Source organism: Chroococcidiopsis sp. CCNUC1 (genome assembly GCF_023546805.1).
Taxonomy (GTDB): domain Bacteria; phylum Cyanobacteriota; class Cyanobacteriia; order Cyanobacteriales; family Chroococcidiopsidaceae; genus Chroococcidiopsis; species Chroococcidiopsis thermalis.
On record NZ_CP097480.1, the window covers coordinates 4256559 to 4273937 of the forward strand.

The window sequence follows — 17379 nt, forward strand, 5'->3', positions numbered from 1 at the left end:
AACTAAAACATACCAGTCATCAAATGAGCATTATCCTCTCATCAACAAGTTGGCTCGAACTCTGGGACGAAAGTTGGCAACATACTCGCAATCTAGACCCTTTGGATAATTCTGATGCGATCGCTGAGTATCCCGCACAGCTTGCCAAGGGTTACAAGCGGAATATCGGTCTACGTAACGGCATCGATCTCACGCTTCATCGCTATACATTTCATGAAGATGTAATTACCGTAGACGGACAACCGTATGAAACAGGCTGTATGGAGTGGATCTTCAACCTTTCATCGACCTTCAAGTTTTGGAACGGCTCTTACGTTACGGCGGGACGGCATTATGTAGCTGGGATGTTTATGCCTGGTGGTGAAAGTTTAGATCTTGCCCGCGATCCCAGATTAGAAGTCGATCTTCATCTAGAGCCGGAATTATTTAAGACTTTAGTAGGCGATCGCTTTCATCTGTTACCGCCTGACTTGCAACGTATGGCTGAGGGTGATGAGAGTTTACCCTTTTCATCACTACAAACAACAACTCCTGCCATGCAGCTCGTGTTGGAGCAAATTCTCAATTGTCCTTACCAAGGCTTGACAAAGCAGCTTTATTTAGAGAGCAAATGCGTGGAAATTTTGGCATTATATCTCGATGCGGTGATGACACAGCCAGCAAAATCGCCAGTTAAGCTGCAAGCGGATGATATCGATCGCATTCACCAAGCTAAGGAGATTTTGATTCAACACGCCGAGCATCCTCCCTCGCTATTAGAATTAGCACGTCAAGTCGGTATAAATGACTGCACTTTAAAGCGAGGATTTCGCGCCTGTTTTGGCACAACCGTATTTGGCTATTTGCACGACTACCGCATGAATCGAGCTAGACAAATGCTGGAAGCGCAAAGCATGAGTGTTCGGGAAGTTGCCCGTTCTGTTGGCTATGCTAGTCCCAGTTCGTTTCATGCTGCATTTCGCAAGAAGTTTGGCGTGAATCCTAGCACGTATCTTGCTACCAATCGCCGTCAGGTATTTTTTTAGACTATCTTTTTTTTGCACAGGCGATCGCCTCTGTCACGCGGCAATTCATCTAAAAATTCCGTTTAGAACAAGAAAAGTTCCGTTTGGAAGAAGTGAAATACTTCCAAATGGTTGGCATATCCTTGTAATCTATTTGAAACTAATTCTCAATTTATGGCGTGAGCAGCAGCTTGAAGATGAGGTTTTGGTGTTTCGGTCGATGGCTCAACTCGCTTTTACTGGTAGCGCTCGCCTTGCCCGCATGAAGCAGAAACTGGCTCAGGCAAATTGATATGGTACTAGAGCAACAACCCAAAAGTCTACGCACCTTTACTTTCATCTGGCTAGGTCAAAGCGCCTCTCTAATTGGTTCTAACATGACTAGCTTTGCTCTTACCATTTGGGCATGGCAGCAAACAGGCGAAGCCACTCCACTTTCTCTCATTGCCTTTTTTACAGAAGTTCCAGTTTTAATCGCCTCAATCTTTGCAGGGGTTTTGGTCGATCGCTACAATCGCAAATTCATTATGATTGGCGGCGATACCGTTGCCGCACTTTCTACTGTCACGATTTTGATTTTATTTTTTACTAACCAGCTAGCTATTTGGCATCTATATATTATCGCTGTAGTCAACGGCTTATTCGGCTACCTTCATGGATTAGCCTTCTCTGCCTCTCAAGCTCTACTTGTCTCTCAACAACACTATGTCAGAGTCGGTGCAATGGGATCGATTAGAACCTTTGGCTCTGGTGTCATAGCTCCAGCATTGGCAGGCGTATTGTATCCCATTGTGGGATTAATCGGTATTTTATCAGTCGATTTGGCTACATTTGCCATTGCAGTCGGCACGCTGGCACTGGTACGAATTTCTCAACCACACAGAGAAATAGAGCAGAAAGAGTCGAATTTAGCAGCTGCTTGGCAAGAGTTGACCATTGGATTTCGCTATCTCTGGCAACGTCCCAGCCTCATGGCATTGCAACTTTTTTCCTTGAGTTTCATTTTCTTCGACACCGCTTCTGCTGTGGGCGAACCGATGATTTTGGCACGAAGCAACAACAACACGGCTGTATTGGGGATGGTGAGTGGAGCGGTGGGACTTGGCGGCTTAATTGGCGGTATATTGCTGATGTTTTGGGGTGGACCGAGACGGCGCATTCACGGACTGTTAATCGGTCGAGCCTTCGTCTTTGGCTTTGAGACAATGCTAGGAGTCTTGCGATCGCCTACTCTCTGGATTGGAACCAACTTTTGTGCGGGTTTATTTAAGCCTTTGGCGAATAGCTGTGAAGATGCCATCTGGCTGTCTAAAGTGGAGCCAGCCACTCAGGGACGTGTTTTTGCTGCTAGTTCGCTGTTTAGCGGATTAGTTGTTCCTTTGGGATTGTTGATTTCAGGACCGCTTGCCGATCGATTCTTTGAACCTGCAATGCGATCGGGAGGAATGCTAGCTCCTATCTTTGGCAGCATATTCGGTACGGGTACGGGGAGCGGCATGGCAGTGCAATTTAGCCTATTCTCTTTTATCGTCGTGCTGATTTGTTTGGGTAGTTATGCTTTTCCAGTGCTGCGCGATGTTGAAGGGAGATTGCCAGATTGCGAAGCAAGTACCAGCTAATCCCATTTTAGATTTTAGATTTTGGATGGGAAAGAGCGATTGGATAAATTTTTGGGCGATCTATTCTGTCGCGATCGCCGTTCAAAATGAGGTGTGAGGCAAATTATGCAGCTACAAAAATTAATTTCAATTCTGTTGATGGCAAATTCGGTTTGGGTGTTAGTCACAATTTCTGCGATTGCTGGGGAAGTACGAGACACATCTAGCAGCAAAATTCGGCAACTAAGTGAAATAGAACGTCCCATGACTAGCGCCCAAATGCTAGTCCAAGCGCCAACACTACCAAATGGATCGACTTTCAAAGATGCATCAGAAGTCGTGCAAGTAACTGGAGTCAAAGTTAATCCCACTGCTCAAGGCGTGGAGGTAATTTTAGAAACTTCTGGCGAGCAACAGATGCGCGTGTTGTCCTCTAGTTACGATCGCACTTATGTTGCCAACATCTTAAATGCTCAGCTAGCACTGCCAGAAAATAAAACTTTCCGTACTGACAACCCAGTAGCAGGAATTACTACCGTCACTGTCACCCAACCTGCTGCTGATAGCGTCCGAGTCACGGTGATTGGAAAAACGGGCGTGCCTTCGTCAAACATAGTACAGCGCGATAGTGCTTTGGTTCTGGGCTTAACTGCCCCCACTGCTCCGACAGCGCAACAACCGACACCACCGCCAAATGTACCCCAGACGGTAAAGCCAGAAAGCGAAATAGAACCAGAAGCAACACCAGAGATGGATAATGTTACCCCAGAAGGTGTCCAACAGCCACCAGCAATGGCTGAGGGAGATGAAGAACAAGAAATCGTGGTGACGGGCGATCGAGAAGGATATAGCGCACCAGATGCTTCGACTGCGACCAAAACTGACACGCCACTGCGAGACATTCCGACAAATATTCAAGTAATCCCCCAGCAGGTGCTAGAAGATCAAGGAGTAGTTCGCCTTGAAGAGGCAGTACGTAATGTCAGTGGTGTCAACTTTTCGCTAGACTCTGGCGCTCAAGGTGTAACATTTAACGCCCGAGGTTTCACTGTCAATCAATTCAAAAATGGTCTAGAGGAAGGATTTGCTACTCGCTCTATCCCTGAAACGGCAAACCTCGAACGGATTGAAGTGTTGAAAGGACCAGCCTCAGTGCTGTTTGGACAAGCAGAACCTGGCGGACTCATCAACCAGGTAACAAAAAGACCACTGCCCGATCCTTTCTACAAAGTCGAGTTTACGGCAGGAAGCTATGACTTCTATCGTCCGACTTTGGATTTTTCCGGTCCGCTCAACTCAGATAAAACTTTGGCTTATCGGTTGAACGTTGCCTATGAAAATACCGAGAGCTTTCGCGATCGCGTGGAAGCAGAGCGATTTTTCATTGCTCCCGTACTCACCTGGCAAATTGGAGCTAACACCACCCTAACGCTAGAAGGCGAATACTTTCATGACAAGCGACCGATCGACCGAGGGTTAGTTGCTGTCGGGGACGAGCCAGCTGATATTCCCTTCACCCGATTTTTAGGCGACCCCCGCCGCCGCTACGAGATTGAAGAACAGCGAGCCTATCTCTACCTGGATCATCGGTTTAATCAAAACCTGTCACTTCGCAACGCCTTGCGGTTCACTAGAGCTAAAAAAATTTATAACTCGCTAGAATCTAGCGGTGGCTTGGAATTTGGGGAACAGCTTTTACCTCTGTTCGCTTCTTTCGGTCGCGAACTATACGAAACTTACACGTTACAAACTGACTTAATTGGCAAATTTAATACTGGTACAGTCGCGCACACAGTTTTGCTTGGTCTAGAACTGGCGAGACAAACTGGGGTCAATTTCGATCAGCAGAGCGCTGAAGATGCTGCCGTTATTGATATATTTAACCCAAGCTACGACTTCCCACCAATCGATTTTCAAGACCAACCTGGTAGCAATGGCAACACGAGGGCAAACACGATTGGAGTTTATCTGCAAGACCAGATTGCACTACTCGATAATCTCAAACTCGTGCTAGGTGGTAGATTTGATAGCTACGACGCTGAGGAAAGCTATAGAGATTCTTCCAGCAGCAGTTCCGAAGCTAGCGAGTTTTCCCCAAGAGCGGGGATTGTTTACCAACCGAGTGAAGCCGTTTCTCTTTATGCCAACTATAGCCGCGCCTTCGTGCCGCAGGCTGGCAGAATTACTGGTGGCGGTGCTGCTAAACCAGAACGAGGCACTCAGTACGAAGTGGGTGTAAAAGCCAATTTTTTGGATAATCGCCTTTCTTCCACTCTAGCAGCCTATGAAATTACAAAAAGTAACGTTCTCACGGAAGATCCTAGCGATCCAGATTTATCAATTCAGGTAGGAGAACAACGCAGTCGCGGGATTGAATTCGATCTTGCTGGGGAAATTTTACCTGGTTGGAACATTATTGCTTCCTACGCTTACACCGATGCTGAAATTACAGAAGATAACACCTATGAAGTGGGTAATCGCCTCAACAACGTTCCGTTTAATACTGCTAGCCTATGGACAACTTATAGAATTCAGAAAGGCTCTTTGGAAGGATTGGGATTTGGTGCAGGTATCTTTTATGTTGATAGTCGCCAGGGAGATTTAAATAACTCGTTTGAAGTGCCTGGTTATACTCGTGTCGATGCTGCCATCTACTACGAAAAAGAAAGCTTCAAAGCAGTATTGAATTTCAAAAACCTGTTTGATGTCGAATATTTTGTGGGCGTGCAGAACAGAAGAAACATTCCTCCTGGCGAGCCTTTCACCGTCCAAGGAACGATTTCATGGGAGTTTTGATGAGTTAGCAGAAGGTTTTTGCGGATGAAAGATAACAAGAAACAAATAGCTACTAAAATTTATCGTTTGCTCAGGATGTTTTCGCTTGCAACTATCGTCTTCGGGTTAATCTTAGCTTGTAGTGGTAAACCTACTCAAAATCCTTCTCTCAATTCACATTCATCCACATCTAAATGCCGAGTTGTTAAACACGTAATGGGCGAAACTTGTGTTCCTCTAAACCCCCATCGCATTGTTACTACAGATTCACTGCTCCTGGAACCACTATTGGCACTGGATATAAAACCTATAGCATCTCGATTCCCTGAACTCCAGCGTGGCAGATCGCGCCATTTGTCGGGAAAGATTGATGGTATAGCGTCTCTGGGAATAGGGGAATCTTTAAATTTAGAAACTATTTTGCAGATGAAGCCAGATTTGATTTTGGGTTGGGATAGTCAAATCAAAAAAGACTATAATCTGCTCTCACAAATAGCGCCAACAGTTGTACTCAACTATTCTCAAAGCGATCTAAATAACTGTGGCGGGGTTAATTGGAAAGATTGTTTACAACGTACTGGTGAACTTCTAGATAAAAGTCAACAGGTTGTACAATTGCTCGATGATTATCAACAGCGAGTAGAAACAATACGAAAAGCACTCGGCAAGCATTTATCTGAGATTGACGTTTCTATTGCTCGCTTTTACTGGGATGGCAGAATGGATACTCAAAACCATCCCTCGTATTTCGCTGGCAGTATTTTGCAGGACATTGGATTTTTTATACCCACTAAACAACGTCAAGTTAACGCATATTCTCCGTTAAATATTAGCCTTGAGTGCTTGAATTTGCTCGATGGAGATGTTATGTTTGCCGTAATTAGTAGGAGTAAAGATTCAGAAAAGTATTTCCAAAAATATCAGAAAAATCTGCTGTGGCAGCAGTTAAAAGTTGTTCAAAATAAGCAAGTTTTCAAGGTTGATGGAAGTTACTGGCTCTGGGGTAGTGTTATAGCTGCCAATGCTGTCTTAGATGACCTATTTAAATATTTAGTAGAAGATAAAAAATGAAAACATAAAGCCGTTAGTTGCTAGTTTATAGGCTATATATGAAATTTAAAGTAGCGATTTAAAAGGATTAGATTGTAAAGTAGGTTTGTTCTTCGTGGGCGATCGCCTTGCCAATTGTAGCGATCTAAATGTACCAGAAACATCTTTAAATAATAAAGTGACGAATTGAGAGACAACGATGCCAACTCAAAAAAACTCATCCACTCCCACCCGACGAGATTTCCTATTCGGCTTTGGCGGTATGGCTTTGGTAGCCAGCTTTGGAGGACTAACTCGATTAACGGCGCTGGCTCAATCTTCACCCCAAAGTCAGCGACTCAACCTTTTCGATTCGTGTTTTTGTCAGATATTCACTTGCGAAAGGATTTGCGATCGCCCCAAGGCATGGCGGCGGCGTTGGATGCGGTCGAACGACTCTCCCCTAAACCAGCGTTTATCGTTACAGGTGGCGATTTATGTCACGACCTGCGCTCTCAAGGGTTAAAGGAAGCCAACGAGACTGCCAACTTGTTTGTCAAAATCTGGCAGGAACACACCAAGCTACCCACCTACCACAGCCTGGGCAACCACGATCCCGCCGGATGGAGCAGCGAGACTTTTCCTCAAAAACATCCTCAATTCGGTATGAAACTACTGATGGACAAGCTGGGGATGAAAAGCCTGTCCTACAGTTTCAACCATAACAATTGGCATTTTGTCGTACTTGACAACATCCATCTGACCGCCCCTGGGGAGTTCGTCGGTGAGTTTACAGAAAAACAACTGGCATTTCTGCGTCAGGACTTAACCCAGCACGCCAAGCAGCCGACAATGATTTTCTGCCACGTACCACCTGTAACTGCCACTGAGTTCTTGGGTGGACGGGCAGAGTAAATTCTGCTTCTACACCATTTTTATCTACCGTTCCATTACCGTTGCGATCGCGCCACCCTGCTGCTGTCAAAATTTGCACGGCTTTGCTCAAATCTGTATCTGCAATCGCTTAAATTCAGTCACAACCATCTGCAAGTCTCTTTGAGGCGTGACAAGGAAAGCACCTACGTTTTCTGTCTTAATTGGACGATTGTTTGTTAGAGCTAATTGCAAGCGCGACATCAGAACGGCGAGTACCAGTTTCATTTGAGTTTGCGCCAATGCCAACCCGCTACAAATAGCGTGACCGCCGCCAAAGGGAAAATACTCGTATTGTGAATACTTCTTTTCGAGAAAGCGCTCTGGGATGAATCGCTGAGGCTGCGGGTATAAGTCCTCCCGCATATGGATTAAATAAATAGAAGGAATCAATTGCGTTCCAGGTTCTAGTTGATAGCCCATAAATTGCAGTGGAGATTTTAAAATTCGTCCAGAGCCATTGACAACAACTGAGCAAAGACGCTGTGTTTCTTTACAGATAGCCGTTAAATAAGGCAGCCGATAGATTTCTATTGGGTCTGGGTTAGCACCCAAAGCGTTAATCTCATCGCGCAGCTTGTCATGAATTTCTGGTTGATGATGAATCCAGTAAAGAATCCAGGTTAATGTAGAGGAAGTTGTTTCATATCCATTGAATAGGGTAATCATGGAAAAGTAGAGCAACTCTGCATCTGTCAGTTGCTGTCCCGCTTCATCGCGAACTGACATCAGACGGCTCAAAACGTCGCTCTCAGCTGGATTACTTTGTTCTCGGCGTTCTTTTATCTCTTCTAATATAGTCCGATGAACTTCATTCCTAGAACGCCACAGAGCTGCCCAAGGACTTAATACTTTTTTTCTTGCTGAAAAAGTCCCAACATGATATAAGCAAGATTAAAGGGAGTTTTGTAGGACTCCATCAGAAAGACAAAATTTGTCTTCAATTCCTGGTAACGCTCTCCCTCCTTCAATCCAAACAATACTTTTGTCATAAACTGGGTAGTAATTTCTTTCATTACTGATTGCACGTAAAAAGGTTTACCGACCTTCCACTGCAATATTGTCTCACTAGTAACATCACAGATTAACTGACCGTATTTCTCCATGCAGTTACCTACGGCAGAACTCTTTAACACGTTACTCATAAAGGAAGTTTTCAACAAGTGTCGCAGGCGTTGCAGTTGAGCTTCATCAATAGAGTTGAACAGCGTTTTTCCCAAAAGAAATTCAAAAAACTGCTGTACTTCAGCGGTCATTTTACAATCGTAATACTGGGTAGGCTCGGCATTAAAAATGGTTTCGTTCGCTTGGGGATTGCTGAAGAACACAGTAGGATTTTTTGTGCCACCTATTTTGAAGCATTCTCCATAACGCTGGCTACAGTTATATAGATACTCATAAGGGTTAGTACCTAACTTAATTAACTCTATTAATTTAGGAGAGCGTGGACCATTAGGTAAAATCATGTTATTACTCCTACAAGCTAAAATCTACTAAGCAAAAAATTTCTAGGCTAAATTCAATTACTAGCTAATAACTTCGAGTACGTCATTGAACTCTATTAATTACGAACTACAAATTAAAAATTATCGACGTGCGATTTTCCAAGTGCGTGCCTTTTGCCGCTCAGCCCAAAAGCGACTATAAAGGCTATTATTAGTAATTAGGTCTTCATGTTTACCTTGCTCTATAATCTGACCGCGATCGATTACCAAAATTTGCTCGGCATTTTCGATTGTTGAGAGCTTATGAGCAATGATAATTAAAGTTTTCGAGGCAACTAGTGAATCGATCGCTTGCTGAATTACTAATTCATTTTCTGGATCGATTGATGCTGTTGCTTCATCTAAAAGAACGATCGGTGCATCTTTCAAGATAGCGCGGGCAATAGAAATTCGCTGCTTTTCTCCACCAGAAAGAGTAGCTCCTCCCTCACCAATAATGGTATGATAGCCGTGAGGCTTCTCTAATATAAACTCGTGACATCTAGCCGCCTTTGCCGCTGTAAATACCTGCTCTTCCGAAGCATCAGGATTACCAAATTTAATGTTGTTAAGGATAGTATCGTTAAATAAGTATACATCCTGAAATACCAGACTGATATAGGATAGTAAAGAGTCGGTTTTCAAGTCTTTAACGTTGACTCCACCTATTAAAATTTCTCCTTCATCGACATCCCAGAAACGAGCAATCAAATTGATAACAGTTGTTTTGCCTGCACCAGAAGGTCCCACTAGTGCTGTCATGCTGCGTTCGGGTACGGTGAAACTGACATTTTGTAGCACTGGCTGTTGTTCGTAGCTGAAAGAAACATTTTTGAACTCAATATCAAACTGCTTTAAAGTTTGGCTCTGCTCTGGTTCTGGAAGTGGCTTAATATTAAATACGCTCGATATTCTCTCTATAGCAGTATCTACTAACTGTCGATGACGAGATAAATCGCCGATTTTTTGCAGGGGTTTATAGAATCGTAAACTCAAAATTAAAAACATTAAAAATGTAGGTGTAGTCAGTTGACCTTGCAAAAGTAGATATGCACCAGACACGAGGATGACAGCGAAACCTAATTCAAGTGTTGTGTCAAATGCTACTTCCGCTGGTGCTAATTTGGTTGCCAGATTAATGTTAGTGTCTCTATAGTGCTGAATGGCTCGGTCGAACTTGCTAAATTGCGCTCCTGTTTGGTCAAAAGCGCGGATGACATTCATACCTTGAATGTACTCGATCGTGCGAGAATTTGCCTCTATCTGTGACTGAGCCTGAAACTGAGTTAATTGCCTCAATTGACTTTGACTCCAACGATAAATTCCCATTGCCAAGGGAATACCTGCAACGGTTGCTAAAGCCATCCGCCAATCGACAAAAAACAGTAATAGAGCGACAAAACTAGGAACCGCGATCGCATCAATGGTTGTAGGTAGTGCGTACATATAGTCAATTTTTGCCAAGTCTGTTGTTACAACGGCGTTAATATCGCCCACATTGGTACTTGAGAAAAACCCCATTGATAGCTTTCGCAGATGTTCGCCAATTTGATTATGAATTCTCCCTACGACACGGGACTGAATTGTACCGTAAGCACCATAAGCAAAATAGCCAAAAATAAACTGAAATACGATACAACTAACCATACCTAGCGTTAGGTAAATAACTGTTTGGCGATTGATGCTTCCTTTGAATAGCTCAAGTAAAATTAAGTAGAGAAAGATAACGGGTGCGCTAGTGAAAAATGACTCGATCGCTTTGAGTAACGTTGCTCGAATCATCTCAGCTTTATCTTGCTGAGTACCCAAGTTATATAGATTTTTGACCAAACTAAGCATAGTTTTCTATCTAGTTTCTGATTGCTGACAATGAACAGTCAATACATTTCAATATGCAACTCTCTAGCTTTAGTTATGAGATCTTACTGTCAATTTTTGACCTTTAACTTTTGACTTTTGACTTTTACAAGCTTGCATATGAAAATGCCACATCCTGTCATACAAATCGCTTGTTTTCAAAAGTTCTTCGTGTTTTCCCTCAGCAACAATTGTGCCTTTATCCATCACGAAGATCCGATCTGCTGCGGTGATGGTTGATAATCTGTGGGCAATGACAATCAAGGTTTTGTCTTCAATCAAAGTACTAATCGCATCCTGAATTTGAGCTTCATTCTCTGGATCGATAAAGGCTGTCGCTTCGTCGAGAATAATAATCGGAGCCTGCTTCAAAATCGCTCTAGCAATAGAAATTCGCTGCTGCTGTCCGCCACTGAGTTTAGCACCGCGATCGCCTACTATAGTTTGATAACCTTGCGGTAGAGTCTCCACAAACTCGTGTATCCGCGCTAGTTTAGCTGCTTGGATGACTTCAGCTTCGCTAGCAGTAGGATTACCAAAGCGAATGTTCTCTAAAATAGTATCGTTAAACAAAAATACGTCCTGAAATACAAACGCAACCTGCGACATTAGGGTTTCGACGGACATCTCCCTAATATCAACTCCGCCAATCCGAATTTCTCCACCGTCCACATCCCAAAAACGAGGGATCAGTCTCGCTACGGTCGTTTTACCTGCTCCAGAAGCTCCAACAAAAGCGGCGATCGCCCCTTGTGGTACGGTAAAGCTAACTCCATTGAGTACCCGTGTTTCGTTGTAGCTAAAGGTAACATCTCGAAATTCGATAGTACAATTAGTTGGGTAACTGTTACCTTGCGATCGCGACAGTGACTCTGCATTAAAGATTTCGTTAATCCGCTTTACACCTTCACTGATGTAGTAAAACTCACTGGCAATTGTCATCACCTTCGACAAGGGGGCATTGAAGCTGAGTCCAAGTACTAGGAATAAAATCAGCGTCGATAGTTCGAGGCTACCTTGCAGGTAAAGCCATACTCCAACTGGTACAACAGTGACGATGTTAGCCGTGATGCAAATAAAAAAGGTAGCAAGACCAGGTAATGACTTCCAAACCCAATCTTCATAGATTGCGTGGTAGCGGTTGACGGCTGTTTGATACTTTGCGTAGGATGTTGCCGTTTGCTGGAAAGCTTTAACCACCTTCATCCCTCGCACGTACTCGACGATCGTGCTATTCATCTGTTCGAGGGCATCGTGGTAGGGTTGGTAAAGTGGCTTAATTGCTTGACTTGTATAGATTTGACCGGCAATAGCAATGGGTAGAGTCGCAATGGTTGCCAAAGTCATCCGCCAATCAACAGTAAATAGATATATAGCGGTGAATAAAACTAACGCGATCGCCGATACTAGATCGGGAATGACGTGGGCTAAAGCTTCTTCAATATTCTCTGCATCTTCTTCCATGACTTTTTTCAAATTACCAGAAGATTTCTGATTGAAATAGCCAAGTGGTAGAGTATTGAGTTTATTAGCAAGGGCAATCCGCACGTCATAAACAATTTCGTAGGCAGCTTTGTGAGCGATCGCTTTTGCAGCAGTAGCACACAATGACTTGACAAAAATTGCTACAACACTAATTGCTGCCAATTTCCAAACATAATTTGGGTCGATTGGTGGGGCGAGTAACTCAATCGCGATCGCGTAAATTAGAATCAGCGGTACTAGCTCTAATAGCGTACCGATTGCGGCAAAACTAACAGAGAAACTGAGTGGCATTAGCCGCTGTTTCACCAAGTTTGATATTATGGTAGGCTGAGTTTTGGAAATAGGCTTTGTCATACGCTTTAAGTTGCGGGGTGAGTCATAACTAATCGTTAATAGCGAACGACTACGAGCTATTAAATATCGTTCGCTAACTATTTACTCACTTGTTAACCAACTATCGCTCGAATGGTTCAAGCTTGGTTTCTAAAATCAAACAACCATTGCGGATATATGGAATCCAAGAAAGCGATCGCAGCAAAAAAGACCAGCGTTCGGGATGCAATTGATATAAAGACCAAACGTTGACGAGCGATAGTCCCATTTGGGCTACCTCTTGTTCTCCCTTAACGTACCATTGTAGCGGTGCGCCTAATTGAGCCAGCTTATTTCCAGTTTTCTTAGTTAATTGACCTACTACATCCATCACCAGAGTAGCACCAGGAAATCGCTGACGCATTTGGTTAACTAACTGCTGTACTTGGTTCGCTTCAAAATACATCAGCAGACCTTCAGCAATGAATAAAATACTCTCAGGCGACCTTGAAGGTAAAGCATCCATCCAGCTAAAGTCCATGACCGAACTACTGATAAACTGATGCCTGTCTGTCTCGATATCCAATTGCCGACGCAAGTTAGTAACTTCAGGCAAATCCAGCTCGATCCAGTGTAGTTGTTCTTGTCTAACTCGATGGTAACGGGTGGACAGTCCCGCACCTAATTCCACAACTAGGGGACTTTGAACGCTAGCAACGTGCTTATTTGCCACTAAATCGAATTGGTAAGCTCTTATAGCCCAAGCAATTTGAGCAAACTGATTGTAGAATGCCTCTAACTGGTCGTCCCAAGGTAGGGATTTGCGCCACTTTACAGCTAGTTCGTCTTGAAACAGAGGAGTCGATCGCGCCTGCTCGTCTGCTCGTCCTCGGAGAGTCATTAGCATAGTGCGCGGTACGCCTGATAATTCTAATGTAATTTGCGACATAAATACACTTTCTTGTGAGTTCTGGAGAAATGCAATAACTACGCTGACGCAACGCTGACGCTGCTGCCGAAAAATTTCTCATTTCTATCTAAAAGACATATCAGTTTAGAAATTCCCCCTTAACTGAACGCCAAAAGTTCTGCCATCTCCTACTGTACCTAAAGCCAACCCAGGAATGATAAAACTATCAAATGCTTCGGTAAAGTAATCTTTATCAAACAAATTATTCCCAAATAGATAGATACCAAAATTATCGAACTCATATCCAATTCGAGCATTAATTAGAGCAAAGGGATCTTGTCTGCGCCTGTTGTTTGGTTCAAAATAGTACGTACCAAATCCTTGTAATTCCAGACGGCTAAAAAATCCACCAGTACTGCGGTATTGAGCCGCCAAAAATAAGGTATATTCGGGAGTTCTGATAACTTTATTACCTTCATAATCTTCGCCTGTTCCAGGGTCAGTAAAGTCAGTAAATTCAGCATCGACAAAGCCAAAACTAGCAATTAAATCCAGTCCTTGCAAGGGCTGCGCTCTCAGTTCCAGTTCAGCACCCCAAATACCTACCCCGTTAGCATTAACAACTGTCGATACATTTGGCGGGATAAAACCAATGACCTGATAATCTTGAACTGACGTGTAAAATACAGCTAAATTTGCAATGAGGCGGTTATTAAACCAGGCTGATTTCAATCCCGCTTCGTAACTCCAGCTCGTTTCTCTTTCAAATTGAGTTTCTTCAGGCGTTCTTGGCAGCGTACTAAAACCCCCGTTTTTGTAACCACGAGCGACACTTCCATAAACCGATAAATCGGGATTGAATTTATATTCCATTACAAACCTGGGCAGTACTATGCTCTCATTGTCTTCCAGATTAATATCGTCAGCTGTTGGTGCGGTGACTCCCCCAACGCTGAGTAATTGACGGCGATCGATACTAAAGTCGCGAGTTTCAAATCTTATGCCAGTTGTAAAACTTAACTGTGGTGTTGCTTGATATGTCGCTTGAGAAAAAAGGGCATAAGTTGTATCTTGAAAATCACTAGGAGAAGATTGCGTTGCTCCTGGTGGCAAGGGAAAGCCTATACTCGCTGCGTCAGCACCAAACGTAGTTTTGAGATTGATGTCAGTATCTTTATCTTCCAAAAAAGCACCAACTACCCACTGCCAGGGTTGAGAATCTGCCGGAGATTGAAAGCGAAACTCTTGACTCCAACTTAGTGTTTTAATATCTACGCCAGCACTGGCGATCGATTGAATCGTGGAATCACCATCAGCCGAACCAGGAAGATTATTCCACTGTCGCCTAGCTGTAATCGAAGTGAAATCAAAGTCACTGCCTTTATGAGTGACTGTCAAAGCTTGATTGTTAGTATAAACTGTATTTTCACCTTCAAAATCATTTTGAATTTCATCGCGATCGCTCGCATCGAGCGGCACTGTAAATAAAGAACCGTCGTTATACTGCTCGTAGTTGGCGCTCAGTCTCACATCCCAGTTTTCTTCGGGGGGAAACCAACGCAGTAGTCCTCGGAAGCTATAATTTTGACGGGTATCTACATCCCGATCTAAGAAAGTGTTTCTGACAAAACCATCTTGTTCCCCATATAAACCGGACAAACTAAAAAATAAATTCGATTCTTCCGGTTGAAATGGTCCCTTTAGGGTGACTTGACCGTCAAACAAACCAGGATCGCCAATAGTAGCAGAAGTGCCTAATTCCAAAACATCTCCAGGGGGTTCCGTAATGACGTTGATGACACCGCCTTGGGTATTTTGACCGTAGAGAGAACCTTGCGGACCCCGCAGTACTTCAATGCGCTCGATGTCATCACCATTTAAGGCACTCTCGTAACTGAACCAGTCGGAATAAGGCACGCCATCTACATACAATCCAACCGCAGAGCCGCCACTACTATTAATGCTGCTCGTGTTACCCAGACCGCGAATATTGTAGGTTGCCCTCGTCCGACCGCCATTGCTGCGTAAGGTACTAAAGTTGGGAGTAAATTTGGCAACATCCCGTGTTGATGTAACTCCAGAGTCTCTAACTTCTTCGCCTGTTATTGCGGTGATACTAGCTGGTACATCCTGAAGGTTTTGTTCAATTTTTTCAGATGTAACTGTGATTTCTAGTTCTGGGGAAGCAGTGACGCTGAGTACCAACCCTTGTGCACTTTGATTAACCTCTGCCTGTGGCAGTTCTGCCGTACCCGTAATTGTCACCCGAATACTATTTTCTGTTTGCTGTGTCACAATAACTGCATCAATTCCGTTCGCTGGCTTGTCTTGGCGAAAAGTTTTACCATCTGGCAGACGCAGTTGAGCGTTAGGAATATCGGCAATTAAGTTATTGTTTTCGCTGGTAGTTGTAGCTTGCAGCTGTTGCCCAGTAGCAGTTTCTAAGAGGACTTCTAACCCTTGTTCGGTTGGTTTTAACCTCACACCTGTAACCTCGATCGCCTCTGACGCACCAGCTTCATTGGGGGACGGCTGTTGAGTCAGCCAAGAAGCGTTAGTTAAGGTAGGTTTTAGATCGCTCAGTCGTGGAATTTGAGAGTTTGTTCTGGTGTTAAGTGTTTGATGGGAATTTTCCGATTTGCGATCGCTCAAAAATGATGTAGCGGATGATACTCGTTTAGTATCAGTACCTTTCACTACTTCTACTTCTGAACCAGCCATAACGGGAGTTATCAAGAGCCAAGGTATCGATCCCGCGAACAGAAAACATATGATTAATCTATGTATTTGCAATTTCTTCTCCTCACACCCAATCTCTTCATCAAACAGAGCTACCTTGTCAGTAAGCAACTCTTTCTACAATCCTCAACAAACGCTCGCTCTTAACTTACACAGCAGGAACGCCATGATTTGTTAGTAAAAGCTAACTGGACGGCGATCGCGCTTCTTTGTCACTTAGGTTACACGCCAATCAAAGTGCTTGGTAGCATTCCGACTCGGCTCGTTTTGACTCGCGGCTTATCAAAAAAATATTCTGTGGTTTTTGAGAATAAAATGCAAGTAGATTTGTCGATATTATCAACAAAAATTAAGATAATCATTCTCATACTACTAGATTAGGTCTAGGCAGCTTGGGAAAAGGGGAGGTAAACTATATAGTAAACGCTGTGAAACAATCACATTTCAACCATTTATCTTAATTATCTCAACTGCTAATAATATTTCTATAAAAATTATTATGATGAACATTTTAAGAGGTTTTTCATATCGAGCGTCGAAAGATATCAGGATTTTGTGATAAACTCTATAGTAAATTATTGAAATTTTTTATCAATAAATTTGAGATAGTACAGCAGTTAATTGACTGCGTTGCTTCTAATTGCTGACTCGCAAGCAATCGAAGAAAGCAAGATAGCGATCGCACTATTTTGCTGACTTCTTGTTGGATTAATGGCTATCTGCAATGACAAGTCAAATTAGCATACGTGGTGACGATCGCCCGCACAAGATGAACAAAAATGGTGCTGGAATATGAAGAGCGATCGGTGTCTCATGGGTTTAAGCAGTGGCGTTTAACTAGAAAGATTTTTAGTTAGGTTGAAGTGTTCGCAAGTATTATCGCTTTGTCAATTTCTGCCTCAATATAAATGTTTCAACTGTTGGCGATCGCCAAGAATGATAGCTACTCTCTATTTATTACGTTTATTTCAGGTTGGTCAGCAGTAACAGTAGTCAATAGCTCTGTTGAAACTTATTGCAATTTGAACTCAATAGTTTTAACGCATACTCGATCGGAAAATGATTGTTTGTTGTAATACTATTCACTTTGACACAAAAAAAGTTTGTGCATATACATGTATTATTTTAAACCGATTTAGCTAGCTACAACTACAGAATACTATTCGCAACAAATCTGTCAAACTGTCCTAACCTAAGTAACTTTAGCGATTAAGACACATCCAATCTGACTGCGATCGCACTTTATAAGCCGT

Annotated in this window: 12 protein-coding genes; 6 read left to right on the top strand and 6 right to left on the bottom strand. The window is 43.2% G+C overall.

The window, feature by feature from the left end; genetic code table 11:
• Positions 1 to 23: 23 nt before the first annotated feature.
• The 6 genes from M5J74_RS19655 to M5J74_RS19680 all read left to right on the top strand — a co-directional run bounded on the left by M5J74_RS19655 (position 24) and on the right by M5J74_RS19680 (position 7321).
• Positions 24 to 1025, top strand: a complete 1002-nt coding sequence (locus tag M5J74_RS19655) for an AraC family transcriptional regulator (RefSeq protein WP_015155630.1) — start codon at positions 24 to 26, stop codon at positions 1023 to 1025.
• A 133-nt stretch (positions 1026 to 1158) separates the two neighbouring features.
• The gene (locus M5J74_RS19660) at positions 1159 to 1296 is read left to right on the top strand and encodes a hypothetical protein (RefSeq protein ID WP_181245325.1); all 138 of its coding nucleotides are present in this window, start codon (positions 1159 to 1161) and stop codon (positions 1294 to 1296) included.
• Position 1297: 1 nt separating this feature from the next.
• Positions 1298 to 2623: an MFS transporter gene (locus M5J74_RS19665; protein WP_015155631.1), complete on the top strand. Its 1326-nt coding sequence runs from the start codon at positions 1298 to 1300 to the stop codon at positions 2621 to 2623.
• Positions 2624 to 2728: 105 nt separating this feature from the next.
• The gene (locus tag M5J74_RS19670) at positions 2729 to 5398 is read left to right on the top strand and encodes a TonB-dependent siderophore receptor (protein WP_250012862.1); all 2670 of its coding nucleotides are present in this window, start codon (positions 2729 to 2731) and stop codon (positions 5396 to 5398) included.
• A gap of 24 nt (positions 5399 to 5422) precedes the next feature.
• The gene (locus M5J74_RS19675; protein WP_015155633.1) at positions 5423 to 6448 is read left to right on the top strand and encodes an iron-siderophore ABC transporter substrate-binding protein; all 1026 of its coding nucleotides are present in this window, start codon (positions 5423 to 5425) and stop codon (positions 6446 to 6448) included.
• 165 nt (positions 6449 to 6613) lie between these two features.
• The gene (locus tag M5J74_RS19680; protein WP_250012864.1) at positions 6614 to 7321 is read left to right on the top strand and encodes a metallophosphoesterase; all 708 of its coding nucleotides are present in this window, start codon (positions 6614 to 6616) and stop codon (positions 7319 to 7321) included.
• Between the two features lie 87 nt (positions 7322 to 7408).
• On the opposite strand, the gene M5J74_RS32830 is transcribed toward M5J74_RS19680, so the two are convergent.
• From M5J74_RS32830 to M5J74_RS19705, 6 genes are all read right to left on the bottom strand, one after another.
• Positions 7409 to 8170 carry a cytochrome P450 gene (locus M5J74_RS32830; RefSeq protein WP_371934059.1) on the bottom strand — a complete coding sequence of 254 codons (762 nt, stop codon included), beginning with the start codon at positions 8168 to 8170 and terminating at the stop codon, positions 7409 to 7411.
• 14 nt (positions 8171 to 8184) lie between these two features.
• Positions 8185 to 8805 (bottom strand): cytochrome P450, encoded by a 621-nt coding sequence (locus tag M5J74_RS32835; RefSeq protein ID WP_256498542.1) that lies wholly within the window; start codon positions 8803 to 8805, stop codon positions 8185 to 8187.
• Positions 8806 to 8925: 120 nt separating this feature from the next.
• Positions 8926 to 10662 (bottom strand): ABC transporter ATP-binding protein, encoded by a 1737-nt coding sequence (locus tag M5J74_RS19690; protein ID WP_250012866.1) that lies wholly within the window; start codon positions 10660 to 10662, stop codon positions 8926 to 8928.
• 69 nt (positions 10663 to 10731) lie between these two features.
• The gene (locus M5J74_RS19695; protein ID WP_250012868.1) at positions 10732 to 12519 is read right to left on the bottom strand and encodes an ABC transporter ATP-binding protein; all 1788 of its coding nucleotides are present in this window, start codon (positions 12517 to 12519) and stop codon (positions 10732 to 10734) included.
• 100 nt (positions 12520 to 12619) lie between these two features.
• Positions 12620 to 13426, bottom strand: coding sequence for a class I SAM-dependent methyltransferase (locus M5J74_RS19700; RefSeq protein ID WP_250012869.1), 807 nt, complete (start codon positions 13424 to 13426; stop codon positions 12620 to 12622).
• A 105-nt stretch (positions 13427 to 13531) separates the two neighbouring features.
• Positions 13532 to 16108 (bottom strand): TonB-dependent receptor domain-containing protein, encoded by a 2577-nt coding sequence (locus M5J74_RS19705; RefSeq protein ID WP_250012878.1) that lies wholly within the window; start codon positions 16106 to 16108, stop codon positions 13532 to 13534.
• Positions 16109 to 17379: the final 1271 nt, after the last annotated feature.